Below are 26236 nucleotides of genomic sequence, written 5' to 3' on the forward strand. Positions count from 1 at the left end.
CCGGCGACGTGGCGACGTGGCGACGCGGTGAGCGCGCGTGCCAGGTGCCGTGGGCCACGCGGGACCTCGCGGACACGGCCCCGGCGCCCGTCGGGGGCGCGGACCCGGGGCTCGTTACCCAGAAGTTGCCCCACGGCTTGCCGCACGTCCTGTCCGGCAGGGTAGCGTCGACCTCGTCATGAACCTTGCCTCCATTCCCAGCCCGTCGACCGGGGTGATCGAGCTCGGCCCGATCCCGCTCCGCGGCTATGCGTTCTGCATCATCATCGGTGTCTTCGTCGCCGTCTGGTTCGGCAACAAGCGCTGGATCGCCAGAGGCGGCCGCGCCGGCACCGTCGCCGACATCGCCGTGTGGGCCGTGCCCTTCGGCCTTGTCGGCGGCAGGCTCTACCACGTCATCACCGACTACCAGCTGTACTTCAGCGACGGTGAGGACTGGGTGGACGCCTTCAAGATCTGGGAGGGCGGACTCGGTATCTGGGGCGCCATCGCGCTCGGCGCGGTCGGTGCCTGGATCGGCTGCCGCCGCCGTGGGATCCCGCTGCCCGCCTGGGCCGACGCGCTGGCCCCCGGGATCGCCTTCGCGCAGGCGATCGGCCGCTGGGGCAACTGGTTCAACCAGGAGCTGTACGGCAGGCTGACGGACGTGCCGTGGGCGCTGAAGATCAGCGAGGGCACGAACCGGGTGGCGGGCACCTACCACCCGACGTTCCTGTACGAGTCCCTGTGGTGCGTCGGCGTCGCCCTGCTCGTCATCTGGGCCGACCGCCGCTTCAGGCTCGGGCACGGCCGGGCGTTCGCGCTGTACGTCGCGGCCTACTGCACGGGCCGTGCGTGGATCGAGTACATGCGCGTCGACGAGGCGCACCACGTGCTGGGCCTCCGGCTCAACGTGTGGACCGCCGTCATCGTCTTCGTCCTGGCGGTGACGTACATCGTGATCTCGGCCAAGGTGCGTCCCGGCCGCGAGGAGGTCGTCGAACCCCACGCCGCGGAGCCGGCCGAGGGCGCCGAGCCGGACACCGGGAAGCCCGCCGAGGCCGAGGCCGGCGCGGACGCCCCGGACTCGGACACCGCCGACGCGGAGGCGAAGGATCCCGAGGACGACGGGGCCCCGCAGAAGGCCGACCAGAGCTGACGCACCAGGAACCCGACGAAGGGGGCCGCCCGACCACACAGGCCGGGCGGCCCCCTTCTCGCCTTGCCCGGCCTCTCCTCAGCTCAGCTCCGCTCTCGTTCTGCTCCGGCCTCTTCTCAGCTCAGCTCCGCTCTCGCCATGCTCCGGCCTCTCCTCAGCTCCGCCGCGCCAGCGTCAGGGTCCGCTCCGCCGTCGCCACCACCGCCGCGTCCACGAACCTCCCGTCGGGCAGCGCCTGGGCCCCCGCCTGCGTCCGCGACGCCTCCAGGATCTGCTCCGCCGCCTCGACCTCCCGCGCCGTGGGCCTGAACGCCTGCTCGATGACGGGCAGCTGCCGGGGATGGATGGCCGCCCGGCCGAGCAGCCCCAGCCCCCGTCCCCGCGCACACGACGACCGCAGCCCCGGCAGGTCCCGGATGTCCGGGAAGACCGACATGACGGGCGGGTCGAGCCCGGCCGCCCGGGCGGCGACCACCGCCCGGCTGCGGGGCCAGTCGAGCCCGGCCTCCTCCCGTACGCCCAGATCGGCCCGCAGGTCCGCCTCGCCCAGCGCGATGCCCCGTACGGCGTGATGCGCCCCGGCGATCGAGTAGGCGTGCTCGATCGCGAGCGCCGACTCCAGCAGCGGATACAGCGGCACCCCCGGCGCCAGTGCCGCCACATGGTGCACGGACGCCGCATGCGTGATCTTGGGCAGCCGGAACCCGGACAGCCCCGGCAGCCCCACCAGGGCCTTCACGTCCTGCTCGCCGTGCACCCGCACATGGACCGGCACGGCCAGCGGGTCCGCCGTGACCGGATCCGCGAGGAGCTCCGCGGTCGCCGCCCGGGCGTACTCCTTGCGGTCCCGGGCCACCGCGTCCTCCAGGTCGACGATCACCACGTCCGCGCCCGAGCCGAGCGCCTTACGGACCACGTCCGGCCGGTCCCCGGGGGCGTAGAGCCAGGTCAGTGCGGGCGGCCGCGGGTTTCGTACGCTCGCGTTCACAACGCGCCCTCGGCCCGCAGCGCCGCGATCCTCGGCGCCGACAGGCCCAGCTCCGTCAGGATCTCGTCCGTGTCCGCCCCGTGCGGCCGGCCCGCCCAGCGGATCGACCCCGGTGTCCGGGAGAGCCGGAAGAGCACGTTCTGCATCCTCAGCGGCCCCAGCTCCGGATCGTCGATCTCGGTGATCGTGCCCAGCGCCCGGTACTGGGGATCCTCCATCACGTCCCGTACGTCCTGGATCGGCGCGACGGCCGCCTCCGCCTTGTCGAACGCCGACACCACGTCCTCCCGGGTGCGTCGGGCGATCCAGTGGCCCACGGCGTCGTCGAGCTCGTCCGCGTGCTCGGCGCGCGTGGTCCCGGTCGCGAACCAGGGCTCCTCGATCAGCTCCGGGCGGCCCACCAGCCGCATGACGCGCTCGGCGACCGACTGGGCCGAGGTGGAGACGGCCACCCAGTGACCGTCACAGGTCCGGTAGGTGTTGCGCGGGGCGTTGTTGCGGGAGCGGTTGCCCGTGCGCGGCTGGACGTAGCCGAGCTGGTCGTACCAGAGCGGCTGGGGCCCCAGCACCGTCAGGATCGGCTCGATGATCGCCAGGTCGACCACCTGCCCGAGCCCCGTGAGGTCGCGCCCCGACAGGGCCGTCATCACCGCGTACGCCGTGGCGAGGGCCGCGATCGAGTCGGCGAGTCCGAACGGCGGCAGGGTCGGCGGACCGTCCGGCTCCCCGGTGACGGCGGCGAAGCCGCTCATCGCCTCGGCGAGCGTGCCGAAGCCGGGCCGGTGGGCGTACGGCCCGGACTGGCCGAAGCCCGTGACCCTGGCCAGCACCAGGCGGGGATTGACGGCGTGCAGCTCCTCCCAGCCCACGCCCCAGCGTTCGAGGGTCCCGGGCCGGAAGTTCTCGATGATCACATCGGTCTCCTCGGCCAGGCGCAGCAGCAGGTCCCGCCCGCCCGGGCTGGACAGGTCGAGCGTCAGCGTGCGCTTGTTGCGGCCGAGAAGTTTCCACCACAGGCCGATGCCGTCCTTCGCGGGGCCGTGCCCGCGCGAGGGGTCGGGCTTGCGGGGGTGTTCGACCTTGATCACCTCGGCCCCGAAGTCGCCCAGCATGGTGGCCGCGAGAGGCCCGGCGAACAGCGTGGCGAGGTCCAGCACCCGCAGGCCGGACAGAGGAGCTGTCGTCGTGCTCATGCGGCATCGATCTCGCTTCGGTACGGCATCGACGTCGACGCGCCCGGCTTCTGCACGCAGAGGGCGGCGGCCGACGACGCCCAGGCGAGTGCCTCGGGTACGGAGCGGCCCTCGCCGAGGGCCACGGCCAGCGTGCCGACGAAGGTGTCCCCGGCCCCGGTCGTGTCGACGGCCGTGACCTCGGGGGCGGGGAACAGGACCGGCTCACCACCCCTGGCCGCGTACAGGCAGCCCTTCCGGCCGAGTGTGATCACTACCTGCGGGACCTGGAGGAGAAGCGTTCTTGCCGCCGCGTACGGGTCCTCGCACCCGGTGAGCGCGGCGGCCTCGTGCTCGTTCGGGACCAGCAGGTCGACGCAGTCCAGGAGTCCGGACGGCAAGGGCTGTACGGGGGAAGGGGTGAGGATCGTCCGCACCCCCCGGGCCCGGGCGCTCCGGGCCGCTTCGGTGACGGCGGAGAGCGGCAGCTCCAGCTGGAGCAGAAGCAGGTCCGCCGCGGCGACGGCCGCGTTCTCGCCCGGGCCGAGCCCGGTCACGGTGCCGTTGGCGCCCGGGATCACCACGATCGCGTTGGTGCCCTCGTCGTCGACGACGATGTGAGCGGTGCCACTGGGACCGGCGGCGGTGTGCAGCAGGTCCGTGTCCACGCCCGCGTGCTCCAGATTCGCCCGGAGCCGCGAACCGTACTCGTCCGTCCCGACGGCGCCGATCATCACCACGTCACCGCCCGCGCGCGCCGCGGCGACGGCCTGGTTGGCGCCCTTGCCACCGGGGACGGTCCGGAACTCCCGCCCGGTGACGGTCTCCCCGCGCCCGGGTGCCCTGGGGACGTAGGCGACGAGGTCCATGTTGGTGCTGCCGAGCACCGCGATCGCAGTCATGGGCGGCGTACCTCCTGGTAGGTCAGTTCGGCGAGGGTGTCGAAGCCGATGGCGTCGAAGCCGGGAACGGATGTGGAGAGGCGGTTCTTGAGGGGCGCGGTCCAGTGGTCGGGCAGCGCGGAGGGCCGTCCGGCCAGCAGGCCCGCGAGCGATCCCGCCGTGGCACCGTTGGAATCGGTGTCCCAGCCGCCGGACACCGCGCAGCGGATGGAGCGGCCGAAGTCACCGTCCGCGTGGGTGAGGGCGGCGGCCAGCAGCGCCGCGTTGGGCAGGACGTGCACCCAGTGGTGGGTGGACGCGTAGGCGGCGTGGAGCCGGTCCACGACCACGTCGAAGTCCGGTTCACCGCGCGCCGTCCCGATGCCGAGGCGCACCGCGCGCGCGTACCGGGAGCGCGGCGGCACCACGCGCAGCCCGGCCGCCAGGCAGCCGTGGACGTCCGTCTCGCCCCCGGCCGCCTCGGCGAGTGCGGCGGCCGTGAACATCGCCCCGTACACCCCGTTGGCCGTGTGGGTGAGCACCGCGTCCCGGTGGGCCTGCGCGGCGGCGGCGGCCGGGTCCGCGGGATGCGTCCAGCCGTGCACGTCGGCCCTGATCTGGGCGCCGATCCACTCGCGGAACGGGTTGCGGTGGCGGGCGCTGTCCGGCGGTTCGATGCCGTCGAGGAGATTGCGGTACGCGATGCGCTCGGCGGTGAAGACACGGCCCGCCGGGAGTTCGTCGAGCCAGAGCCGGGCGAGATCGGCCGTGCTGAACCCGTGCCCGTACCGCTGGAGCAACCGCAAGGTCAGCAGCGGGTAGTTGAGGTCGTCGTCCTCGGGCATGCCGTCGATGTTCTCGGCGAGTGAGGTGGGCGCCGAGCGGCGGTTCCACGGGTACGCGGCGGCAAGTCCGGCGGGCAGCCCCCGTGCGGTGAACCAGGTGGTGAGCGGCCAGTTGCCGGTGGCACGGGCCAGGGCGCGGATGCCGGCGAGCGGCAGCTTCTCGACGGGTTTGCCGAGCAGACAGCCGGCGGCCCGGCCGAGCCAGGCGGCGTGCAGACGCTCGGGCCCGAGGGACACGGCCCGGGTGCGGGGCGCCGGCCAGCGTGGGCAGGCGGCCCGGATCGCGGACAGGGCGGTCGGCTCGTCGCCCGCCAACGGGCTCTCCCGTCCGCCCAGTTCGTCGAGCAACTGCCCGGCGAGCACGCGCAGCCCGCGCGGCGCGGGAGGCCGGGAAGCGCCCGCGCGCTCCGGGGCGGGGGCGCCGCCGGCCGCGTACCAGCGCCGCTCGATGTCCCCGGCGTCCCGGCCGTCCTGCGCCGCCTGCCGCAGTTCGTGCCCCACCAGGTCCTCGGGCTGGACCCATGTCAGCCGTACGGTCACCGCTCGCCCGCCAGCGAGGCGAACGCCGCTTCGTGCGAGCGGCGCCGGGCCGTGTCCCGTGCGAAGATCTCGCGGGCGACCTCCGTCAGCGTCCGCGCCGGGGCGTGCAGGTCGAGCCGGCTGGCCTCGGCCACCGTCTTCGCCCAGGCCTCGGGGATCGCCTGCTCCCCGTGGAGGGCGCCCGCGAGGGCGCCGCTCATCGTGGCGATCGAGTCGCAGTCGCGCCCGTAGTTGACCGAACCGAGCACCGAGAGCCGGTAGTCGCCCCCGCCGACGAGCAGCATGCCGAGCGCGATCGGCAGCTCCTCGACGGAGTGCAGCCGGGACGGGCGGCGGGCGCCGAGCGAGGGGTCGCGGTAGTGCGGGCCGACGGTGTCGAACGGGGCCACGGCGGCGCGCAGCGGGGCCAGCGCCGACTCGAAGTCCGAGTAGCGCCCCGCCGTCTCGCACACCGCCTCGATCGCCGAGCGGGTGCCGTCCTTGGCGAGCGCCAGGCAGGTCCCGACGACGGAGGCGGGTGTGGCACCCGGGGCGCAGGCGGCGGCGACGCCCGCGGCGAGCACCCCGGCCGCCTCCCGTCCGTACGAGGACTGATGGGCCCCCGCCACGTCCAGTGCCTCCGCGTACGCGGCCTCGGGGTGGGCGGCGTTCACCAGGCCCACCGGGGCCATGTACATCGCCGCCCCGCAGTTGACGATGTTCCCGGACCCCGCCTCACGGGGATCGGCGTGCCCGTAGTGCAGGCGCGTGACGATCCACTTCTCGGCGAGGAAGATCCGCTGCAGGGGGAGCGCCTCCGCCTCCAGCTCGGGGATCCAGCGGGGACGGGACATCAGGTCCGGTACGAGGTGGTCCGCCACGGAGTACGCGTCGAGGTGGTCGCGGACCGCGCCGTAGACCCGGACCAGCGCGTGCGTCATGAGGGTGTCGTCGGTGACGTGCCCGTCGCCCTTGTGGTACGGGGCGATGGGGCGCGCGGTCCGCCAGTCGTCCCCGTGCCAGGGGCCGACGACGCCGGTCACCCGGCCGCCGTGGCGCTCGGCGATCTGCTCCGGGGTCCAGCCTTCGACGGGTCCGCCGAGCGCGTCACCGACGGCCGCGCCGACGAGCGCGCCGGTGATGCGGTCATCGAGAGTGAGTGCCGTGGTGGTCGTGCCTGCCGTGGACGATGCGGGCGGTTTGGGTGTCATGACGGAATTGTCCACCCGGAGTGGCCGGTTCCGTGGCTGCCAGAAGCCCGGCGAGTTCCATGAGATCGGTGCCGGCGAACCGGGGCAGCGCGCATCCCGCCAACGTGCGGCAGGCCTCCCGCCAGCCCGCGGGGACGGTGTCGATCCCACCCAGCGCGCCGGTCAGCGCCCCGGCGAGTGCGGGTGCGGAGTCGGCGACCCGGGACAGGCAGGCCGCCGCGGGGACGGCCTGGGCGATGTCGCCCCGCGCGGCGGTGGCCAGCGCGAGGGCGACCGGCACGGTCTCCGCGGCGGCGATGCCGTAGCTGTAGACGTGGTCGACGATCTGGTGCTCCAGCACGGGGACGAGGGCGAACGCGCCCGCCGCCTCGTCCCCGAACTCCCGTGCCAGACGCACCGCGTGCACGGCGTTGCGGGCGATCTCGGTGCCGTCGGGGAGCCGGTCGAGCGCCGCGTTCACCATGGTGTCGATGTCCGCCCCGGCCAGGGCCACGGCGATCGCGGCGGCGACGGCGCGGGCGCCGTGCACGCCGTCGCCGTCCTGGGTGTACCGGGCGTCGAACTCGGCGAGCCCGGCGGCGGCCGTGGGATCACCGGGGTGCGTGACCGCGAGGACGGCTGCCCTGACGCAGGCCGCGTCGTCGAAGTAGTGCGGATTGTCGTGCCCGGTGGCCGGAGGACGCAGCCCGGCCGCCAGATTTCCGAGCCCGGCCCGCACGGAGATCCGGGCCCGGAGCGGCAGGACGGCGGACTCCACCTCGGGAGCCCGGGCGCTGGCGGCGGCGACCTCGGCGGCCAGGGCGTTCCACGAACGGTCGATCGCGTCCCGCATCCGGTGGCCTGGGGAGAGCCCGGGCGCGTGGTCGGCGGCGGCGGCCAGCACGGTCCGGGCGGCGAACGCGGCCCACTCGGCGTCGTCGGACGGGCCGAGCCGCAGCGGCTCGGGCGGCTGGTTGAGGGCGATGGGCACGGGGAGCGTGGTCGTCGCGTTCTGCTCCGCGAAGGTGTCCAGTTCCCGGGTCAGCCGCCGGGTCCACTCGGGCATCCGCGCCGCCCGGTGCCGGGCGGCGGGCCAGCCGGCGGCGTCCCCGGCCGCCAGCCCGAGCAGCAACCCCTCGATCCGCGCCTGCCGGCCGGGGGAGGGGCGCCGCCGTCCACCGGGTGCGGCCTCCGTCCCGCGCTCCGTCCCGGCCGTGCGGCCGGGCGGGGGGCGGTCGGCCGGTTCGGCGGTGATGCGGAGACCGAGGGGGGTGGGAGCGGCGCCCGGTGAGCCGGTGGAGCGGGTGAGGGGGGCCTCCGGGGCGGGAGACGGGCGGCCGGCGGGCCGGGGGGCCGCGGTCATCGTGCGGTCTCCCGGTCGCCGGCGGCCGGCCCGCCGGCTGGCATGGCGGACGGCGGGACCCCGGGCCTCCGCCGGGGCGGGCCGCCCTCGCCGCCCGGCGGCTCGTACCGGACGAAGGAGAGAGCCGGCCGCCCTTCCGGCATGCCGGCCGGTGAGGGCGGCCTCCGCGACGGTTCCTCCCCGGCGGACTCCCGTGCGCCGGCTTCCCCCGGACCGGGCCCTGCCGTGCCGGACTCCCCGGTGCCGGGCCTCTCCCCGTCCTGGGACGTGACGGCGGAGGGGTCGCCGGACCGGGGCGGGGCCCCCGGTGGCGGCTCGGTGTCGTCCGGAGTCAGCAGTTCCGCGATGTCCAGCACGTGGTGGCCCCGCATGGACGGCAGACAGCTGCCCCGGACCGGGCCGATCGCCGACGCCCATGCGCGCGGGATGGCCGACGCCCCGTGCAGGGCGCCGGCCAGCGCGCCGGCCACCGCGGCCGTGGTGTCGGCGTCCCGCCCCATGTTCACGGCCGTCAGCACCGCCGCGCGGAAGTCGCCGCGCGCCGCCGTGAAGGCCCCGAAGGCCAGGCCCACCGCCTCCGGGGCCAGGTCCGTCCACGGATAGCCGCCGATCACCACCGCGGAGCGCACCGCCCGCTCCGCCGTCAGCCGGTCCGGGTACGAGCGCTGCGCGGCCGTCACCGCCCGCCGCAGCGAGCGGGCCGTCCACGAGTCCATCGGTACGACCGAGAGCGCGGCGGCGATCACCGACGCCGGCCCGGCCCCCACCATCGCGGCGGCCACCCCCGCCGCGACCGCCTGACCTCCGTAGATGCCCTCGCCCTCATGGCTGACCCGCCCGTCGACGGCCACCAGCCGGGCCGCCTCCGCGGGCCGGCCCGCAGCGAAGACGCCGAACGGTGCGGCCCGCATCGCGAGCCCGTCGCTCCACGCGTGCCGGTGCTGCGCCGAGATCGGTGCGGCCAGGCCCCTGCGCAGGTTCTCCAGCGTGCCGCGCTCGCTGAAACCCGCCCCCCGGAACGGGCCCTCGTCCAGGTCGGCGATCCAGTGGTGCCAGGCCCGCTCCACGTGGGAGACCGTCAGAGCCGAACCGTGCCGCGCCAGCAGCAGCCCCGAGAAGATCGCGTACTCGGTGTCGTCCGTCCCCGCCGGGTCGTCGCTGACGAAGCCCTCGATCCGGCCCCACCGGCGGCGGATCTCGGACGGGCGCAGGTTCTCCGCCGGGGCGCCGAGCGCGTCCCCCACCGCGAGCCCCAGCAGAGCGCCCCGCGCCCGGTCGGCCCTGCCACCCGGCCCGCTGCCCGTCGGTGGCTCCACCGGACTGCCCGCCCTCAGCTCCATCGCGTCGACCCTTCGCTCGCACCGGGCGGTTCACCGCCTGTGCGATCCGTTCCACGCGAGGCCCCGCGCGAGCCGGTTCCGGCGAGAAAGCGGCCACACGGCTGACGCGGCCCGGGCAGCTCCCGAGGCAGGTAAGTACGGCCTTCCTTGCTGGCGGGAGGCGTTTTTCGTGCGTACTTTCGAGGGTGTTGAACGGGGGCGGAACGTCGAAAGCCCGTTCCGGAGAATGGGGAGAGCTGTGGCCATCATCGAGACCGACGCCGTACTGCACGAGGCGCACCGGGACAATCACACCCACCGTGACGTGAACGGCGGCTGGCTGCGGCCCGCGGTCTTCGGTGCCATGGACGGCCTGGTCTCCAACCTCGCCCTGATGACCGGCGTCGCCGGCGGAGCTGTCTCCCACCAGACCATCGTCATCACGGGCCTGGCGGGTCTGGCCGCGGGCGCGTTCTCCATGGCGGCGGGCGAGTACACCTCCGTCGCCTCGCAGCGCGAACTCGTCGAGGCCGAGCTCGACATCGAGCGGCGCGAGCTGCGCAAGCACCCCAAGGACGAGATGCGGGAGCTCGCCGCACTGTACGAGTCCCGCGGGGTCGAGCCCGCGCTCGCGCAGGAAGTCGCGCGGCAGCTGTCGAAGGATCCCGAGCAGGCGCTGGAGATCCACGCCCGCGAGGAACTCGGCATCGACCCCGGCGACCTGCCCTCCCCGCTCGTCGCCGCCGTGTCGTCCTTCGGCGCCTTCGCGCTGGGCGCCCTGCTGCCCGTACTGCCGTACCTGCTCGGGGCCACCGCACTGTGGCCCGCCGTGCTGCTCGCGCTGATCGGCCTGTTCGCCTGCGGTGCGGTGGTGTCCAGGGTGACGGCGCGCAGCTGGTGGTTCAGCGGACTGCGCCAGCTCGTGCTCGGCGGGGCTGCCGCGGCGCTCACCTACGGCCTGGGCACCCTCTTCGGTGTCGCGGTGGGAAGCTGAGGACGTTCCCGGTTGTTCAACCGCTTGTGGTGTCCGCCCGCCCGGGTCCTCATCCGGGTGTGACGTACGTCTTGGCGCAGGTCCCTGGGCGGATCGGCCGCTGCGGCCGTAAAATGAGACACTATGCAGTGCTACACATAAGTAGCCGTTACTCGGCGGTTTCAATTCCATGACCGCGGGGCAATAGCCGTAGACCGCAGGCAACGACGCCTGCTCTCTGCGGTTTCTCCGGACTGTGATCCGTACGGGTCCTTCCGATCGCGACCACCGACGCCACGGCTCCGTGGTGTCCGCATGTTGGAACGACCTATCCGCTTTTTGAGAAGCGTTCCATCATGTAACCTGCACGAAATTTCGCAGAGGGCCAACGTCGTCCCTCGGCACAGCACATGCCACGACGACGACGGGAGAGCCGATGCGTTCCGACGCCTGGTCGCCCATGGACGGTCGCCCCGTTCAGCAGGGGATGTACGACCCCCGTAACGAGCACGACGCCTGTGGCGTCGGGTTCGTGGCCACTCTGACCGGTGTGGCCAGCCATGAGCTGGTCGAGCAGGCGCTGACCGTACTGCGCAACCTCGAACACCGCGGCGCCACCGGATCCGAGATCGACTCGGGTGACGGCGCCGGCATCCTTCTTCAGGTTCCGGACGCCTTCCTGCGCGAAGCGGTCACGTTCGAGCTCCCCGAGGCCGGCACGTACGCCGTCGGCATCGCCTTCCTGCCCGCGGACGAGTCGACCCAGTCCGTCCGGCAGATCGAGAAGATCGCCGCCGAAGAGGGCCTCGACGTCCTCGGCTGGCGTCAGGTCCCGGTCACCCCGGACATCCTCGGCAACGGCGCCCGCGCCACCATGCCCGAGTTCCGCCAGCTCGTCGTCGCCGACGGCACGAGCAGCGGCATCGCGCTGGACCGCAAGGCGTTCGTCCTGCGCAAGCGCGCCGAGCGTGAGGCCGGGGTGTACTTCCCGTCGCTCTCCGCGCGCACGATCGTCTACAAGGGCATGCTCACCACCGGGCAGCTGGAGCCGTTCTTCCCGGACCTCTCCGACCCCCGTTTCGCCACCACGGTCGCGCTGGTCCACTCCCGCTTCTCCACCAACACCTTCCCGAGCTGGCCGCTCGCACACCCGTACCGCTTCGTCGCGCACAACGGCGAGATCAACACGGTCAAGGGCAACCGCAACTGGATGAAGGCCCGGGAGTCCCAGCTCGCCTCGAGCCTCTTCGGCGAGGCGCAGCTCGACCGGATCTTCCCGGTCTGCACCCCGGACGCCTCGGACTCGGCCTCCTTCGACGAGGTACTGGAACTGCTCCACCTCGGCGGGCGCTCCCTTCCGCACTCGGTGCTGATGATGGTGCCAGAGGCCTGGGAGAACCACGCCTCCATGGACCCGGCCCGGCGCGCCTTCTACCAGTACCACTCCACGATGATGGAGCCCTGGGACGGCCCGGCCTGCGTCACCTTCACCGACGGCACCCAGGTCGGCGCGGTCCTCGACCGCAACGGCCTGCGCCCCGGCCGCTACTGGGTCACCGACGACGGCCTCGTCGTCCTCTCCTCCGAGGTCGGCGTCCTGGACATCGACCCGGCCAAGGTCGTCCGCAAGGGACGCCTCCAGCCCGGCAAGATGTTCCTCGTCGACACCGCCGAGCACCGCATCATCGAGGACGACGAGATCAAGGCGTCCCTGGCCGCCGAGAACCCGTACGAGGAGTGGCTGGAAACCGGCGAGATCGAACTCGAGGACCTCCCCGAGCGCGAGCACATCGTCCACACCCACGCCTCCGTCACGCGCCGCCAGCAGACCTTCGGATACACCGAGGAAGAGCTCCGCGTCCTCGTCGCCCCGATGGCCCGCACCGCCGGCGAGCCCCTCGGCTCCATGGGCACCGACTCACCGATCGCCGCGCTCTCCGAGCGCCCCCGGCTGCTCTTCGACTACTTCACCCAGCTGTTCGCCCAGGTCACCAACCCGCCGCTGGACGCCATCCGCGAGGAGCTCGTCACCTCGCTGCGCTCCACGCTCGGCCCCCAGGGCAACATCCTGGAGCCGACCGCGGCGACCTGCCGCAACGTCGCGCTGCCCTTCCCGGTCATCGACAACGACGAGCTGGCCAAGCTCATACACATCAACGCCGACGGCGACATGCCGGGCATGAAGGCCGCCACCCTGGCCGGCCTCTACCGGGTCGGCGGCGGCGGTGAGGCCCTGGCCGCCCGCATCGAGCAGATCTGCACCGAGGTCGACGCCGCCATAGAGGACGGCGCCCGCCTGATCGTGCTGTCCGACCGGCACTCCGACGCCGAGCACGCGCCGATCCCCTCGCTGCTGCTCACCTCGGCCGTCCACCACCACCTCATCCGCACCAAGCAGCGCACCCAGGTGGGCCTGCTGGTCGAGGCCGGTGACGTCCGCGAGGTCCACCACGTCGCCCTGCTCATCGGCTACGGCGCCGCCGCCGTCAACCCGTACCTGGCGATGGAGTCCGTCGAGGACCTCGTCCGCGCCGGCACGTTCATCGAGGGCATCGAGCCCGAGCAGGCCATCCGCAACCTCATCTACGCCCTCGGCAAGGGCGTCCTGAAGGTCATGTCCAAGATGGGCATCTCGACCGTCGCCTCCTACCGCGGCGCCCAGGTCTTCGAGGCCGTCGGCCTGGACGAGGCCTTCGTCGCGCAGTACTTCAACGGCACCGCCACCAAGATCGGCGGCGCCGGACTCGACGTCGTCGCCAAGGAGGTCGCCGCCCGTCACGCCAAGGCGTACCCCGCCTCCGGGATCTCCGCATCGCACCGCGCGCTGGAGATCGGCGGCGAGTACCAGTGGCGTCGCGAGGGCGAGCCGCACCTGTTCGACCCCGAGACGGTCTTCCGGCTCCAGCACGCCACCCGCAACCGCCGGTACGACATCTTCAAGAAGTACACCGGCCGGGTGAACGAGCAGTCCGAGCGCCTCATGACGCTCCGCGGTCTGTTCGGCTTCAGGTCGGGCCGCGAGCCGATCTCCATCGACGAGGTCGAGTCCGTCTCCGACATCGTCAAGCGCTTCTCCACCGGCGCCATGTCGTACGGCTCCATCTCCCAGGAGGCGCACGAGACCCTCGCCATCGCCATGAACCAGCTGGGCGGCAAGTCCAACACCGGTGAGGGCGGCGAGGACGCGGACCGGCTGTACGACCCGGCACGCCGCTCCTCCATCAAGCAGGTCGCCTCCGGCCGCTTCGGTGTGACCAGCGAGTACCTGGTCAACGCGGACGACATCCAGATCAAGATGGCGCAGGGCGCCAAGCCCGGCGAGGGCGGCCAGCTGCCCGGCCACAAGGTCTACCCGTGGGTCGCCAAGACCCGGCACTCCACCCCGGGTGTCGGCCTGATCTCGCCCCCGCCGCACCACGACATCTACTCCATCGAGGACCTGGCTCAGCTGATCCACGACCTCAAGAACGCCAACCCGGCGGCCCGCATCCACGTGAAGCTGGTCTCCGAGGTCGGCGTCGGAACGGTCGCCGCGGGCGTCTCCAAGGCCCACGCGGACGTCGTCCTCATCTCCGGCCACGACGGCGGCACGGGCGCGTCCCCGCTCACCTCGCTCAAGCACGCGGGCGGCCCCTGGGAGCTCGGCCTCGCCGAGACCCAGCAGACCCTGCTGCTCAACGGCCTGCGTGACCGGATCGTCGTCCAGACCGACGGCCAGCTCAAGACCGGCCGCGACGTCGTCATCGCCGCGCTGCTGGGCGCCGAGGAGTTCGGTTTCGCGACCGCGCCGCTCGTCGTCTCCGGCTGCGTCATGATGCGCGTCTGCCACCTCGACACCTGCCCGGTCGGCATCGCCACCCAGAACCCGGTCCTGCGCGACCGGTTCTCCGGCAAGGCCGAATACATCGTCAACTTCTTCGAGTTCATCGCCGAAGAGGTCCGCGAGATCCTCGCCGAGCTCGGCTTCCGCACCATCGAGGAGGCCGTCGGCCACGCCGAACTCCTCGACACGGACCGGGCCATCACGCACTGGAAGGCACAGGGCCTCGACCTCGCGCCCCTCTTCCACGTGCCCGAGCTGGCCGAGGGCGCGGTGCGCCACCAGATCGCCGAACAGGACCACGGCCTGGCCAAGGCCCTCGACAACGAGCTGATCAAGCTCGCCGCCGACGCCCTCGGCGCCGACAGCGCCGAGACCGCCCAGCCCGTCCGGGCCCAGATCGCGATCCGCAACATCAACCGCACCGTCGGCACCATGCTCGGCCACGAGGTGACCAAGAAGTTCGGTGGTGCGGGCCTGCCCGACGACACCATCGACATCACCTTCACGGGCTCCGCGGGCCAGTCCTTCGGAGCGTTCCTACCGCGCGGTGTCACCCTGCGCCTGGAGGGTGACGCCAACGACTACGTCGGCAAGGGCCTGTCCGGCGGCCGTGTCGTCGTCCGCCCGGACCGCGGGGCCGACCACCTCGCCGAGTACTCCACCATCGCGGGCAACACCATCGCCTACGGTGCGACCGGCGGCGAGCTCTTCCTCCGCGGCCGGACCGGAGAGCGCTTCTGCGTCCGCAACTCCGGTGCCACCGTCGTCTCCGAGGGCGTGGGCGACCACGGCTGCGAATACATGACCGGCGGTCACGCGGTCGTCCTCGGCGAGACCGGACGCAACTTCGCCGCAGGCATGTCGGGGGGCATCGCGTACGTCATCGACCTGGACCCCGACAACGTCAACACCGGCAACCTCGGTGCCGTCGAGGCGCTCGACGAGGTCGACGAGCAGTGGCTGCACGACGTCGTGCGCCGCCACCAGGAGGAGACCGGTTCCACGGTCGCCGAGAAGCTGCTTGCCGACTGGGACACCGCGGTGGCCCGGTTCCGCAAGATCATCCCGTCCACCTACAAGGCAGTGCTCGCCGCCAAGGACGCCGCTGAGCTCGCCGGTCTCTCCGAGCAGGAGACCACCGAGAAGATGATGGAGGCGGCGACCAATGGCTGACCCCAAGGGCTTCCTGACCACCGGACGCGAGGTCGCCAGGACCCGTCCCGTCGGCGAGCGCGTCAAGGACTGGAACGAGGTCTACGTTCCCGGTTCGCTGCTGCCGATCATCAGCAAGCAGGCCGGCCGCTGCATGGACTGCGGCATCCCGTTCTGCCACAACGGCTGTCCGCTCGGAAACCTCATCCCCGAGTGGAACGACTACGCCTACCGCGAGGACTGGTCCGCCGCGTCCGAGCGCCTGCACGCCACGAACAACTTCCCGGAGTTCACCGGGCGGCTGTGCCCGGCTCCCTGCGAGTCGGCGTGCGTGCTCGGCATCAACCAGCCGGCCGTCACCATCAAGAACGTCGAAGTCTCCATCATCGACAAGGCCTGGGACAGCGGCGACGTCACCCCGCAGCCGCCCGAGCGCCTCTCCGGCAAGACCGTCGCCGTCATCGGCTCCGGCCCGGCCGGACTGGCCGCCGCCCAGCAGCTGACCCGGGCCGGCCACACGGTCGTCGTCTACGAGCGTGCCGACCGCATCGGCGGCCTGCTGCGCTACGGGATCCCCGAGTTCAAGATGGAGAAGTCGCACATCAACCGCCGCATCGAGCAGATGCGCGCGGAAGGCACCAAGTTCCGCACGGAGACCGAGATCGGCCGTGACATCGACGCCGCGAAGCTGCGCCGCCGTTACGACTCGATCGTCATCGCCGCCGGAGCCACCGTCTCCCGCGACCTGCCCGTCCCGGGCCGCGAGCTGAACGGCGTGCACTTCGCGATGGAGTACCTCCCGCTCGCCAACAAGGTGCAGGAGGGCGACCTGACGGTCTCCCCGATCACCGCCGAGGGCAAGCACGTCGTCGTCATCGGCGGCGGCGACACCGGTGCCGACTGCGTCGGCACCGCCCACCGGCAGGGAGCGGCCTCCGTCACCCAGCTGGAGATCATGCCGAAGCCGGGCGAGGACCGTAACGCCAACCAGCCCTGGCCGACCTTCCCCATGCTCTACAAGGTCACCTCCGCGCACGAGGAGGGCGGCGAGCGGCTCTACTCCGTCTCGACCACCCACTTCGAGGGGGACGAGGACGGCAACGTCCAGTCGCTGCACCTGATCGAGGTGGAGTTCAAGGACGGCAAGCTGGAGCAGAAGGCCGGCACCGAGCGCGTCATCCCGGCGCAGCTCGTCACCCTGGCCATGGGCTTCACCGGCACCGACCAGGCCAACGGCCTCGTCCAGCAGTTCGGCCTCGAACTCGACGAGCGCGGTAACATCGCCCGTGACGAGGACTACGCGACCAACGTCGACGGCGTCTACGTCGCCGGTGACGCGGGCCGTGGCCAGTCCCTCATCGTGTGGGCCATCGCCGAGGGCCGCTCCGCGGCACGTGGCGTGGACCGCTTCCTCACCGGAGCCAGCGCGCTGCCGGCCCCGATCCGCCCGACGGACCGTTCACTGATGGTCTGATCACGGCACACGGACGTCCCGTACAACGGCGTACGGAACTGAACACGGCGCCCGCCCAGTCCCCGACCGGACCAGGGCGGGCGCTGTGGCGTGTCCGCGGTGGCCTCGGAGCCCCGGCCCGGTGCGGTCGGGCGTCCCTCAGGCGGCACCGGTCAGGGACGCCGTCCGCATGACCACCACCACGGCCAGCAGCCCGACCAGGACCGCCCCGCCGGCCAGCTGCATCGCGGAGGTCCGCAGCCTCGCCGGGGCGTAGGCGAGCCCGTAGGTCACCAGGCCACCCGTCAGGAGGCCGCCGAGGTGGCCCTCCCACGAGGTGAACGCGGCGGAGAGGACCATCCAGAGCAGGAAGCCGGCCATGAAGCGGTTGACCGCCTGCATGTCCCGGCCCAGGCGCCGGTTGATGACGTAGAAGGAAGCGGCCATCCCGAAGACCGCCCCGGACGCCCCGACCGCGGTGGTCTCCGGCGAGACCAGGTAGACCAGCACCGAACCGCCCACCGCGGACAGCAGGTACAGCGCCAGGTAACGCGCCCGGCCGAGTTGGCCCTCGACGACGCGGCCCACGTTCCACAGGGCGAGCATGTTGAAGACGAGATGCATCACCCCGAACGACGAGTCGGGCGGCAGATGCAGGAAGGCACCGGTCACCAGCCTGTACCACTCGCCGCCGGCCACCCCGATCAGGTCGAAGCCGGGGAACGTCTCCCCCTGGTAGTAGTACTGCCCGCCCGCCGGATCGACCAGCACCGCACCGAGCATCCCGAACCGGTCCACCGTTTCGGACCGCACCACCTCGACGACGTACGCGAGGACGTTGAGCGCCATCAGCGCGTACGTGACCACGGGGGCCGCGGCCATCGGCACCGCGCCGCCGAACAGGGAGCGGGCCTGACGGACCGAACGGTGCCCCTCCCGCACGCACTCCACGCAGTGATGGCCGACCGCGGCCTCGCGCATGCAGTCCGGGCAGATGTAGCGGTCGCAGCGCGTGCAGCGCACGTACGTCTCGTACGACGGGTGGCGGAAACAGGCGGTAGGGGCGGCCTCCATGGCCGGCTCCTTCGTTCGTGGACGGAGAGGAGGGGCCGCCGGGGCGGCGGCGCTCAAGATAGCGAACGTCCGGGGGGAGCCGGGCTCCGGGGGCCACAGGTGCCTTAAGCTCTGAAGTCCCGCCACCGGGGACGCAGTCGACGGCACGCCCGGCGACGAGGTGACCCGCCCCGCCGAGAACGCCCCGGATCGGAGACCGTCATGGCCGGCACGCCCGCCACCCCAGGTCCGGCCATCAGCCTGCGCAAGGTGCGGGAGACGGCGCCCGCGCTCGTCAGCCTGTACAAGAGGGCGCAGGACTCGCTGGAGAAGCACGGGATGAGCGGCGGACGGGCCGCCGTCTACCTCGTGCTCGACTACTCCGGCTCGATGCGGGAGTACTACAAGGACGGCAGCGTCCAGGCGCTGGCCGACCGGGTGCTGGGACTGTCGGCCCACCTCGACGACGACGGCCGGGTGCCCGTGATCTTCTTCTCCACCGGGATCGACGCCGTCACCGACATCGCCCTGGACGACCACCAGGGACGCATCGACACGATCGTGGCGGGCCTCGGGCACATGGGGAGGACCAGCTACCACGTGGCCATGGACGCCGTCATCGACCACTACCTCGACAGCGACCCGACCGCGCCCGCCCTCGTCGTCTTCCAGACGGACGGCGGGCCGATCAGCAAGCACGCGGCGGAACGCCATCTCTGCAAGGCGGCGAAACTGCCGCTGTTCTGGCAGTTCATCGGCTTCGGCGACAAGCGGAGCTCCCAGTTCGACTTCCTGCGCAAGCTCGACGAACTCGCCGTACCGGCCGAGCGCCCCGTCGACAACGCCGGCTTCTTCCACGCGGGACCGGACCCGCGCCGCGTCGGGGACCGTGAGCTGTACGACCGGCTGGTCGGCGAGTTCCCGCACTGGCTGGCGGCGGCGACGGCCCAGGGCATCGTCCGGTGACCGCGCGCGTACTGCGGGCGGCCGACCGCGGGGCCACGCCCTGGCGCAACGGCGGCGGAGTCACCCGGGACATCGCGGTTGCCCCCGAAGGGGCGGCGGCCGGGGCCTTCGACTGGCGCATCAGCCTGGCCGAGGTGGCCGGCGACGGCCCGTTCTCCCTCTTCCCCGGTATCGACCGCACCCTGACCGTCGTCGAGGGCGAGGGCATGGACCTCCTGGTCGGCGGCGAACACCACATCGTCGACGAGCCGCTGTGGCCCCACGACTTCCCGGGCGACAGGGAGACCCACGGCCGCCTCCTCCACGGCCCGGTCGTCAACCTCAACGTGATGTACCGCAGGGACCGCGTGCCGGCCTCGACCGCCGTCGTCCGGGGCTCGGTCCGGCTGATCCCGCCGGACGGAGGCACGGTGGTGGCCGTCGCACTGGAGGACGGCGCGGTGTTCGAGGGCGCGGCACCCGAGGGGGCGCCCGGCGGCGGTACGGACCTCCGGCTGCTCCGCCACGACGCCGTACTGGTCACCGGCGCTCCGGCGGGCGTCCTGCGCACGCACGGCTACGCGGCGGTGGTCACCCTCCCCGGCCGGTGACCCGTCACGCCGCTCCCGGCAGCCAGTGGTTGTGGACCGGCGACACGGCGGGACGCCCGGACGCCTGCGGCAGCCCCAGCCTCTCGGCGACCGGCATCATGCGCGTACCGAACGCGTCCATGGCCTCCTCGGACTCCCAGAGGTCGTAGATCTCCAGGCCCGTGTCCGTCCGCACACACACATGGGCTAGGCATCCGGCGAACGTGTCACCGGGAAGGGCGTGCAACTCGGCGTTGAGAGCGTCGTACTGCTCGGGAGTGGTACCGGACAGGACTGCGTGCATGAAGACTGCCATCTGAATCTCCTCGGGCGGGGGCCCTCCCGGCCGCCGGGGCGACGGCCTGCCCCCTCCAGCACACCACGCGCGCGAGCGGACGGCATCCGATCCGGTGACACCGCCCCGGCGCCCGGGATACACGACAGAGGGTGTCGTGATTACAGGGTTCCATGGCACCCATGACACCGAGTTCGTGGCACGCCTTCCACGCGGCGGAACCGGCTTTCGCCGATGCCGTGCAGAAACGCTTCCAGCAGTACAAGCACCATGTCCTGGCCACCGTCCGCGCGGACGGCTCACCCCGCGTCACCGGCCTGGAGGTGGAGTTCCGGCTCGACCACCTGTGGTTCGGCATGATGCCGAACTCCCGCAAGGCCCTGGACCTGCGGCGCGATCCACGCTTCGCCATCCAGGCCAACCCCGGTCCCGACGCGACCATGGCCGACGCGGACGTCCGGATCTCCGGCACCGCCGTGGAGGTGACCGACGCCGGCGTCCGGGCCCGCTTCGCCGAGCAGGTCACGCCTCCTGAACCGTTCCTCCTCTTCAGTGCCGAGCCGGCCGAGGTGGTCCGCACCGGACTGGACGGCGACGACCTCGTCATCCAGGTCTGGCGCCCCGGCCACCCGCTGCGCACCCTGCGCCGGACCGGCGACGACAGCCCGCCCCGCGAGTCGTGAGGTCCTGGCGGCCCCGGCAGCCATGCGGCCGGGGCCGCCCGCGGGACCGCCCGTCCGGCGCAGTGGTGTGCCCGGGATACTGCGGTTCCGCCACCCGCCGGTGGCCCAGGACCCACGCATGCGGCATTCCGGCGGGCGCCCGCTCGCCGAACATCCCGGACGGCCGCGATTCGCCATGCGGCGAAAGGCTCACAACCCTTGGGAGAACTGCGCGGGACGCCCTGCGGAACCTTTGCGGAACCCGCCGGGAACGGCCTCGCCGACCGCGCTGGTCAGCCGACTCCGCCACGCCGCGCGGAGGCGGACCTGCCGTTCGCCGACAGAACGTGCTACGGTTGCCGAGTTGCAGTTTTGGTACCCATGAACTTTATGTGCGCCTGACGGGAACCCTCCTCAGGCGCATTATTGTTTTCCGGCTTTCTCCGGATGGGGCTCAATGCGGCGACTTGGAATTCGTAAAGTGCGGATTCTCGGCACTGCACCTCTTTTAGGAGAATGACATGGCTACTGGAACCGTGAAGTGGTTCAACTCGGAAAAGGGCTTCGGCTTCATCGAGCAGGACGGCGGCGGCGCCGACGTCTTCGCCCACTACTCCAACATCGCCACCCAGGGCTTCCGTGAGCTCCAGGAGGGCCAGAAGGTCTCCTTCGACGTCACGCAGGGCCAGAAGGGCCCGCAGGCGGAGAACATCGTCCCGGCCTAATCGCCGGACGCGTACCTCGCAGCCGGGGCCCGCACCGTGAAGGTGCGGGCCCCGGTTTGTGCTGTCTCCGGCTCATCCTCCCGGTTCGTTCCGTTTCCGGGACACCTGCTCTGTGCTTGCATCCTGGGGCGCACATCAAGCAGTCCGCAGCAGTCGGCAGTAACCCCAGGAATCCCCCAGGAGGGCAATTCCGTATGACCCGCTCCGAACGCCAGGACCGACCGACCCGCAACCGCCCCACACGGGGGCGCGGACCGGACCGGGCACAGGCGACGAACACCCGCGGGGCCGGCAAGGCACCGGCCCGGCGCAAGCCCGCACCGCAGCAGGGCGGCGAATTCGCCCTGCCGGAAACCATGACTCCCGCACTGCCCGGCGTCGAGGCGTTCGCCGACCTGGACATGCCCGCCGCACTGCTGAAGACCCTCGCCGCGCAGGGTGTGACCGACCCGTTCCCGATCCAGGGCGCCACCCTGCCGAACTCGCTGGCCGGCCGGGACATCCTCGGCCGCGGGCGCACCGGCTCCGGCAAGACCCTGGCTTTCGGCCTGGCACTGCTGGCGCGTACCGCCGGCCGGCGCTCCGAGCCGCACGCCCCGCTGGCCCTGGTCCTCGTACCCACCCGTGAGCTCGCCCAGCAGGTGACCGACGCGCTGACGCCGTATGCGACGTCCGTGAACCTCCGGGTCGCCACGGTCGTGGGCGGCATGTCGATCAGCAGGCAGTCCGGGGCCCTGCGCCGCGGCGCCGAGGTGCTCGTCGCCACCCCGGGACGGCTCAAGGACCTCATCGAGCGCGGTGACTGCCGGCTCGACGAGGTCGCGATCACCGTCCTGGACGAGGCCGACCAGATGGCCGACATGGGCTTCATGCCGCAGGTCGTCGCCCTGCTCAAGCAGGTCGAGCCGGACGGGCAGCGGATGCTGTTCTCCGCGACCCTGGACAAGAACATCGACCGGCTGGTCAAGATGTTCCTCACCGATCCGGTCGTCCACTCCGTCGACCCGTCCGCCGGTGCCGTCACGACGATGGAGCACCACGTGCTGCACGTGGCGGACGAGACGGACAAGAAGGCCGTGGCCACCCGCATCGCCGCCCGCGAGGGCCGGGTGATCATGTTCGTGGACACCAAGCGCGCGGCCGACCGTTTCGCCAAGCGGCTCCTGGCCAGCGGCGTGCGGGCCGCCGCCCTGCACGGCGGCCGGTCCCAGCCGCAGCGCAACCGGACGCTGGACCAGTTCAAGACCGGGGAGGTCACCGCCCTGGTCGCGACGAACGTGGCGGCCCGCGGTATCCATGTCGACGACCTCGACCTGGTCGTCAACGTGGACCCGCCCACCGACCACAAGGACTACCTCCACCGCGGCGGGCGTACGGCCCGCGCCGGTGAGTCCGGCAGCGTCGTCACGCTGGTGCTGCCCGAGGAGAAGCGGGAGATGACCCGGCTGATGGCCGACGCGGGCATCGCTCCCCACACCACCCGGATCAAGTCCAGTGACGAGGAACTCACCCGGATCACGGGTGCCCGCGAGCCGTCCGGCATAGCGGTCGTCATCGAGGTGCCGCAGCCGGTACAGCCCAAGCCGCGTACGCGCGCCGGGGGTTCGGCTTCCGGCACGGGCGGTCCCGTCCGCTCGGGCAGCCGGGGCCGCGGCCGACGCGGTGGTTCGGGTGCCGGTGCGGGCGCGGGTGCCGCGCAGGGCGGCGGCACGGCGCGGGGTGACGCCGGACGCGGTGGCGCCGGACGCGGTGGCGCCGGCGGCGCGGGCGCTTCCGGCCGCGGGGCCGGAGCCGGCCGGGCCGGTGGCACCGGGCGCGGCAGTGCGCCCGGGCGGGGACGCCGGGCCGCCTGACCCGCATCGACGGGGTGCGCCGGCCGGTCACGGCCGGCGCACCCCGTCGGCGGGCCGGCACACCCGGTCGACCGGCCGCCGCACTCCGTCGGCGGGCCCGCACAGTCTGGCGGCACGCCCTAGATGTCCCCGTTCCCGGTCGGGTCCGACGGGCCCTCGTACTGACCGAGAGCCCACGTCGCGCGGCTGACGAGCCGCGAGTCCACCCGCGCGTCCAAGGGCTCGTGCACCGACCGGGGTCCCGGCACACCCACCGGCGCCCGCGCCAGCTCCCGCAGCAGCGGCACGGCCCGCGCGGCGAACGGCTTGGCACCGCCACGGAAGCCGAGCCGCGCCAGCACCTCCACACCGAGGAGCTGCCGCAGCGGATCGTCGCCGGCCGCCCAGGCGGCCGCCGCCTGAAACGTTTCCTCGTCGCCGCGCTCCCGCAACGCCCCGACGACCACGCGCCAGTTCTCCAGGCCGGGGCCCCCGTCGCGCAGCGCCCGTGCCGCCAGCTCCCCGAAGGGCGCCCGCAGGCCCAGCCCGGCCTCCAGGAGCGTCGCGATCGCGCCGTGTCCCGTCTGCCGGTCCAGCGACGCGTACGGCTCTCCGTCCCGCACCAGTTCGACGGTGACCGTCTCCGCGCCGTCCACCTGCGAACGGCGCACCCTGGCGTCGTCGTCGACGCCGTCCCCGTACATGGCGCGCAGGTCGTCGCGCAGTTCCCGCTCCACGTCCGGCGCCTGCGTGCGCCGTGCCTCCTCCAGCGCCCGCGCCAGATCGCCCGCGCCGTGCCGGAGCAGCGTCCGCACGGTGGCCACCGACCCCCGCCGGGCCGCGACCACCAGCGGGGACTCGCCCTGCGGGCCCGGCAGATCCGGGTCCGCGCCGTGCGCGAGCAGGATCTCCGCGACCCGCGCGTGGCCGAGCCCGACCGCCCAGCGCAACGCGGTGAAACCGAACTCCTCGCGCAGGTCGGGTCCGGCCCCCGCGGCCAGGAGCGCCTCGACGACGTCGCCATGGCCCCCGCACGCCGCCCCGCACAGCGGCAGGTCGCCCGCCTGCGGGCCACTCGCCCGGTCCGGATCCGCCCCGGCCGCGAGCAGCAACCGGACCGTGCCGGGCAGGTCCTCCACGGACGCCAGGTACAGCGCGGTGGTCCCCTCCTCGTCGCACGACTCGGCGGACGCACCCGCGCGCAGCGCCCGTACGACGGCGTTGTCACCGTCGTACAGCGCCGTGAAGAGGCTCCTCGCGCCCCCGGCCGGCTCGTCCGTCATGGTTCGACCCTACGACGGCCCCGGAGCCCGCCCGCATCAGGTGTCGCACTCCAGTACCGTGCCGCACAGCCCGCACCGGGCGCGTACCCGGCCCCGGACGGGAACCCGGATGCGCTGGTGACAGGTGGGACAGGCGAAGGAGACCCGCAGCCCGGCGGCTTCGCTCTCGAACCCGTACGGAACGGCCGGGTCCCGGTGTGCGCCCGGGTGTTCCCGGGCGTGCCGCCGGTCCTTCGCGTAACGACGGCGTCCCGCCCACCCCGCGGCCGTCAGCGGCGGCCGCCGCAGGTCGAGCAGGGCCCGCTCCCGGCCACGGACGTACGCCGTGTACGCCTGGGGGCTGGTGAACCAGACGGCCGGGTCCTCGTCGAAGAGCAGGGCCCGCTTGGCGAGGACGTATCCGAACTCCTCCGGTGTGAGGTAGCCCAGCTTCTGGCTGGAGTCCGCGTCCTGGCGGAAGGCGTCCAGCAGGAGCCAGCCCGCGCCGAGATAGGCCGTCACCGTGTCGGTGAGGATCTCGTTGTCCCGGGTCCCGGGGAACTCCAGGCCCAGCCGGTGCAGCAGGACATGGGTGATCTCGTGCGACAGGGCGGCCCCGATGTCCCTGCGGTGCGTACGGAAGCGGTCGTTGAGCTCGATGAAGTACTCGGGGCCCGCGGTCAGTTCGACGCCGGCGGCGTGCTCCATCGGCCGGAAACCGACGATGATCCGGGCCTCCGGCAGACGCAGGTGCCGCACCAGCGCGTGGGCGACCCGCTGCGCGCCGAGGTGCAGGTCGTCGACGTCGGAGAAGGCGGCGTCGGCCGGGACGAGGCTGGTGGCGTACCGGCCCACCCCGTCGGGGGAGATCCGCCGGTAGAGGGCGGTGATCGCGGACCGGACGGTGTCCAGGTGCGGGAACCCGTGGACGACGGGACCGCCGCCACCCGGGCTGTCCGCGCCGCCCGCGGCGCCGTTCACGCCGTTCACGTCGTTCACGTCCGGACCCCCATCTGTGACGCCCAAGGACCTTCACTGTAGGGGGACCCGTGGGGGAGCGGGCCGGTTGACCGGCCGGGGATCTTGGCCGGAAAGCCTGCCTTGTGTCATCGGTGATCGCTTCCCGATAATCGGACCGTTCTTGTCGGGAGCATGCCGAAAACCCTCGTGGTGGTGCCCGACCCGGACCCGCACGCCCGCACGCCTGCACCGACACCCCCCGTTCCCCACACGAAAGCAGGCAGTCAGTTGAAGCAGCTTCTGCGCGCGCTCAAGAGATGTTCCGTCATAGCCGCGGTGGCCCTCGCCACCATCAGCCTCCAGCCCTCCGGCGCCTCGGCGGCCCCCGCCCCCGTCGTCGGCGGCACCCGCGCCGCCCAAGGCGAATTCCCCTTCATGGTCCGGCTCTCCATGGGCTGCGGCGGCGCACTCTACGCCCCGAACATCGTGCTCACCGCCGCGCACTGCGTGAACGGGTCCGGTAACAACACCTCCATCACCGCCACGGCCGGCGTCGTCGACCTCCAGTCGTCCAGTGCCGTCAAGGTCCGGTCCACCAAGGTCCTCCGGGCCCCCGGCTACAACGGCTCGGGCAAGGACTGGGCCCTGATCAAGCTCGCCCAGCCGATCAGCCAGCCCACCCTGAAGATCGCTACCACCACCGCGTACGACACGGGCACCTTCACGATCGCGGGCTGGGGCTCGGCCACCGAGGGCGGAGCCCAGCAGCGCTACCTGCTGAAGGCGACCGTGCCCTACGTCTCCGACTCCGTCTGCCAGCAGTCCTACGGCAGCGACCTCGTCCCCAGCGACGAGATCTGCGCCGGATACGTCAGCACGGGCGGCGTGGACACCTGCCAGGGTGACTCCGGCGGCCCCATGTTCCGCAAGGACAACGCCGGAGCGTGGGTCCAGGTCGGCATCGTCAGCTGGGGCGAGGGCTGCGCACGCGCCGGCTACCCCGGCGTCTACACCCAGGTCTCGACGTTCGCCTCCGCCATCGCGTCCGCGGCAGCGACCCTATGACCCCCGCCCGGCCCGTCTGACCTGACCCGCC

General features: G+C 72.6%; 21 protein-coding genes. 10 read left to right on the top strand and 11 right to left on the bottom strand.

Features of this window, described 5'->3' with window-relative positions; all coding sequences use genetic code 11:
- Positions 1–178 precede the first annotated feature (178 nt).
- Positions 179–1138 carry a prolipoprotein diacylglyceryl transferase gene (gene lgt / locus QFZ58_RS27135; protein ID WP_307127521.1) on the top strand — a complete coding sequence of 320 codons (960 nt, stop codon included), beginning with the start codon at positions 179–181 and terminating at the stop codon, positions 1136–1138.
- Positions 1139–1292: 154 nt separating this feature from the next.
- Here the strand turns inward: lgt and QFZ58_RS27140 are convergent, their stop codons facing one another.
- From QFZ58_RS27140 to QFZ58_RS27170, 7 genes are read right to left on the bottom strand one after another with little or no spacing between them, the layout of a single operon-like run.
- Positions 1293–2126 carry a CoA ester lyase gene (locus QFZ58_RS27140; RefSeq protein ID WP_307127522.1) on the bottom strand — a complete coding sequence of 278 codons (834 nt, stop codon included), beginning with the start codon at positions 2124–2126 and terminating at the stop codon, positions 1293–1295.
- On the bottom strand, positions 2123–3319 hold the full coding sequence (locus QFZ58_RS27145; protein ID WP_307127523.1) for a CaiB/BaiF CoA-transferase family protein: 1197 nt from the start codon (positions 3317–3319) through the stop codon (positions 2123–2125). Before QFZ58_RS27145 ends, QFZ58_RS27140 begins: the two co-directional genes overlap by 4 nt.
- Positions 3316–4200, bottom strand: coding sequence for a ribokinase (gene rbsK, locus QFZ58_RS27150; RefSeq protein ID WP_307127524.1), 885 nt, complete (start codon positions 4198–4200; stop codon positions 3316–3318). Before rbsK ends, QFZ58_RS27145 begins: the two co-directional genes overlap by 4 nt.
- Positions 4197–5564 carry an ADP-ribosylglycohydrolase family protein gene (locus QFZ58_RS27155; RefSeq protein ID WP_307127525.1) on the bottom strand — a complete coding sequence of 456 codons (1368 nt, stop codon included), beginning with the start codon at positions 5562–5564 and terminating at the stop codon, positions 4197–4199. The genes rbsK and QFZ58_RS27155 overlap by 4 nt, the downstream gene beginning before the upstream one ends.
- Complete coding sequence (locus QFZ58_RS27160; protein ID WP_307127526.1) at positions 5561–6754, bottom strand: ADP-ribosylglycohydrolase family protein; 1194 nt, start codon at positions 6752–6754, stop codon at positions 5561–5563. Before QFZ58_RS27160 ends, QFZ58_RS27155 begins: the two co-directional genes overlap by 4 nt.
- Positions 6690–8096: an ADP-ribosylglycohydrolase family protein gene (locus tag QFZ58_RS27165; RefSeq protein WP_307127527.1), complete on the bottom strand. Its 1407-nt coding sequence runs from the start codon at positions 8094–8096 to the stop codon at positions 6690–6692. Before QFZ58_RS27165 ends, QFZ58_RS27160 begins: the two co-directional genes overlap by 65 nt.
- Positions 8093–9436: an ADP-ribosylglycohydrolase family protein gene (locus tag QFZ58_RS27170; RefSeq protein ID WP_307127528.1), complete on the bottom strand. Its 1344-nt coding sequence runs from the start codon at positions 9434–9436 to the stop codon at positions 8093–8095. Before QFZ58_RS27170 ends, QFZ58_RS27165 begins: the two co-directional genes overlap by 4 nt.
- 238 nt (positions 9437–9674) lie before the next feature.
- On the opposite strand from QFZ58_RS27170, the gene QFZ58_RS27175 reads away from it, so the two are divergent.
- The 3 genes from QFZ58_RS27175 (at position 9675) to QFZ58_RS27185 (ending at position 16837) form a co-directional block, all read left to right on the top strand.
- On the top strand, positions 9675–10409 hold the full coding sequence (locus QFZ58_RS27175) for a VIT1/CCC1 transporter family protein (protein WP_307127529.1): 735 nt from the start codon (positions 9675–9677) through the stop codon (positions 10407–10409).
- 415 nt (positions 10410–10824) lie between these two features.
- Positions 10825–15384 (top strand): glutamate synthase large subunit, encoded by a 4560-nt coding sequence (gene gltB, locus QFZ58_RS27180; RefSeq protein WP_307127530.1) that lies wholly within the window; start codon positions 10825–10827, stop codon positions 15382–15384.
- Positions 15377–16837: a glutamate synthase subunit beta gene (locus QFZ58_RS27185; protein WP_307127531.1), complete on the top strand. Its 1461-nt coding sequence runs from the start codon at positions 15377–15379 to the stop codon at positions 16835–16837. Before gltB ends, QFZ58_RS27185 begins: the two co-directional genes overlap by 8 nt.
- Positions 16838–16975: 138 nt before the next feature.
- On the opposite strand, the gene QFZ58_RS27190 is transcribed toward QFZ58_RS27185, so the two are convergent.
- Positions 16976–17890, bottom strand: a complete 915-nt coding sequence (locus QFZ58_RS27190) for a rhomboid family intramembrane serine protease (protein ID WP_307127532.1) — start codon at positions 17888–17890, stop codon at positions 16976–16978.
- Between the two features lie 201 nt (positions 17891–18091).
- On the opposite strand from QFZ58_RS27190, the gene QFZ58_RS27195 reads away from it, so the two are divergent.
- The gene (locus QFZ58_RS27195) at positions 18092–18835 is read left to right on the top strand and encodes a VWA domain-containing protein (protein WP_307127533.1); all 744 of its coding nucleotides are present in this window, start codon (positions 18092–18094) and stop codon (positions 18833–18835) included.
- Positions 18832–19425 carry a HutD family protein gene (locus QFZ58_RS27200; RefSeq protein WP_307127534.1) on the top strand — a complete coding sequence of 198 codons (594 nt, stop codon included), beginning with the start codon at positions 18832–18834 and terminating at the stop codon, positions 19423–19425. The genes QFZ58_RS27195 and QFZ58_RS27200 overlap by 4 nt, the downstream gene beginning before the upstream one ends.
- A 4-nt stretch (positions 19426–19429) precedes the next feature.
- Here QFZ58_RS27200 and QFZ58_RS27205 read toward each other — a convergent pair whose 3' ends face one another.
- On the bottom strand, positions 19430–19720 hold the full coding sequence (locus QFZ58_RS27205) for a hypothetical protein (protein ID WP_307127535.1): 291 nt from the start codon (positions 19718–19720) through the stop codon (positions 19430–19432).
- A 161-nt stretch (positions 19721–19881) separates the two neighbouring features.
- Between QFZ58_RS27205 and QFZ58_RS27210 the strand changes: the two genes are divergently transcribed.
- The 3 genes from QFZ58_RS27210 (at position 19882) to QFZ58_RS27220 (ending at position 22939) form a co-directional block, all read left to right on the top strand.
- Positions 19882–20382, top strand: coding sequence for a pyridoxamine 5'-phosphate oxidase family protein (locus QFZ58_RS27210; RefSeq protein WP_307127536.1), 501 nt, complete (start codon positions 19882–19884; stop codon positions 20380–20382).
- A gap of 500 nt (positions 20383–20882) precedes the next feature.
- A complete protein-coding gene (locus QFZ58_RS27215) occupies positions 20883–21086 on the top strand; it encodes a cold-shock protein (protein WP_015607926.1) in 204 nt (67 codons plus the stop codon).
- A gap of 194 nt (positions 21087–21280) precedes the next feature.
- Positions 21281–22939, top strand: coding sequence for a DEAD/DEAH box helicase (locus tag QFZ58_RS27220; protein WP_307127539.1), 1659 nt, complete (start codon positions 21281–21283; stop codon positions 22937–22939).
- A gap of 119 nt (positions 22940–23058) precedes the next feature.
- Here the strand turns inward: QFZ58_RS27220 and QFZ58_RS27225 are convergent, their stop codons facing one another.
- Both QFZ58_RS27225 and QFZ58_RS27230 read right to left on the bottom strand, forming a co-directional pair.
- Positions 23059–24201, bottom strand: a complete 1143-nt coding sequence (locus tag QFZ58_RS27225) for an ankyrin repeat domain-containing protein (RefSeq protein WP_307127540.1) — start codon at positions 24199–24201, stop codon at positions 23059–23061.
- 36 nt (positions 24202–24237) lie between these two features.
- Positions 24238–25179, bottom strand: a complete 942-nt coding sequence (locus tag QFZ58_RS27230) for a hypothetical protein (RefSeq protein WP_373428595.1) — start codon at positions 25177–25179, stop codon at positions 24238–24240.
- Positions 25180–25428: 249 nt separating this feature from the next.
- On the opposite strand from QFZ58_RS27230, the gene QFZ58_RS27235 reads away from it, so the two are divergent.
- Positions 25429–26205, top strand: a complete 777-nt coding sequence (locus tag QFZ58_RS27235) for a trypsin-like serine protease (RefSeq protein WP_307127541.1) — start codon at positions 25429–25431, stop codon at positions 26203–26205.
- Positions 26206–26236 lie beyond the last annotated feature (31 nt).

Origin of the sequence: Streptomyces sp. B1I3 (assembly GCF_030816615.1) — a bacterium.
GTDB lineage: Bacteria > Actinomycetota > Actinomycetes > Streptomycetales > Streptomycetaceae > Streptomyces.

What these genes read in the sequence shown, in the direction of transcription:
- lgt (WP_307127521.1), top strand. Translation starts at nt 179, where the DNA reads ATGAACCTTGCCTCCATTCCCAGCCCGTCGACCGGGGTGATCGAGCTC.
- QFZ58_RS27145 (WP_307127523.1), bottom strand. Translation starts at nt 3,319, where the DNA reads ATGAGCACGACGACAGCTCCTCTGTCCGGCCTGCGGGTGCTGGACCTC.
- rbsK (WP_307127524.1), bottom strand. Translation starts at nt 4,200, where the DNA reads ATGACTGCGATCGCGGTGCTCGGCAGCACCAACATGGACCTCGTCGCC.
- QFZ58_RS27160 (WP_307127526.1), bottom strand. Translation starts at nt 6,754, where the DNA reads ATGACACCCAAACCGCCCGCATCGTCCACGGCAGGCACGACCACCACG.
- QFZ58_RS27165 (WP_307127527.1), bottom strand. Translation starts at nt 8,096, where the DNA reads ATGACCGCGGCCCCCCGGCCCGCCGGCCGCCCGTCTCCCGCCCCGGAG.
- QFZ58_RS27170 (WP_307127528.1), bottom strand. Translation starts at nt 9,436, where the DNA reads ATGGAGCTGAGGGCGGGCAGTCCGGTGGAGCCACCGACGGGCAGCGGG.
- gltB (WP_307127530.1), top strand. Translation starts at nt 10,825, where the DNA reads ATGCGTTCCGACGCCTGGTCGCCCATGGACGGTCGCCCCGTTCAGCAG.
- QFZ58_RS27185 (WP_307127531.1), top strand. Translation starts at nt 15,377, where the DNA reads ATGGCTGACCCCAAGGGCTTCCTGACCACCGGACGCGAGGTCGCCAGG.
- QFZ58_RS27190 (WP_307127532.1), bottom strand. Translation starts at nt 17,890, where the DNA reads ATGGAGGCCGCCCCTACCGCCTGTTTCCGCCACCCGTCGTACGAGACG.
- QFZ58_RS27195 (WP_307127533.1), top strand. Translation starts at nt 18,092, where the DNA reads ATGGCCGGCACGCCCGCCACCCCAGGTCCGGCCATCAGCCTGCGCAAG.
- QFZ58_RS27205 (WP_307127535.1), bottom strand. Translation starts at nt 19,720, where the DNA reads ATGGCAGTCTTCATGCACGCAGTCCTGTCCGGTACCACTCCCGAGCAG.
- QFZ58_RS27210 (WP_307127536.1), top strand. Translation starts at nt 19,882, where the DNA reads ATGACACCGAGTTCGTGGCACGCCTTCCACGCGGCGGAACCGGCTTTC.
- QFZ58_RS27215 (WP_015607926.1), top strand. Translation starts at nt 20,883, where the DNA reads ATGGCTACTGGAACCGTGAAGTGGTTCAACTCGGAAAAGGGCTTCGGC.
- QFZ58_RS27220 (WP_307127539.1), top strand. Translation starts at nt 21,281, where the DNA reads ATGACCCGCTCCGAACGCCAGGACCGACCGACCCGCAACCGCCCCACA.
- QFZ58_RS27225 (WP_307127540.1), bottom strand. Translation starts at nt 24,201, where the DNA reads ATGACGGACGAGCCGGCCGGGGGCGCGAGGAGCCTCTTCACGGCGCTG.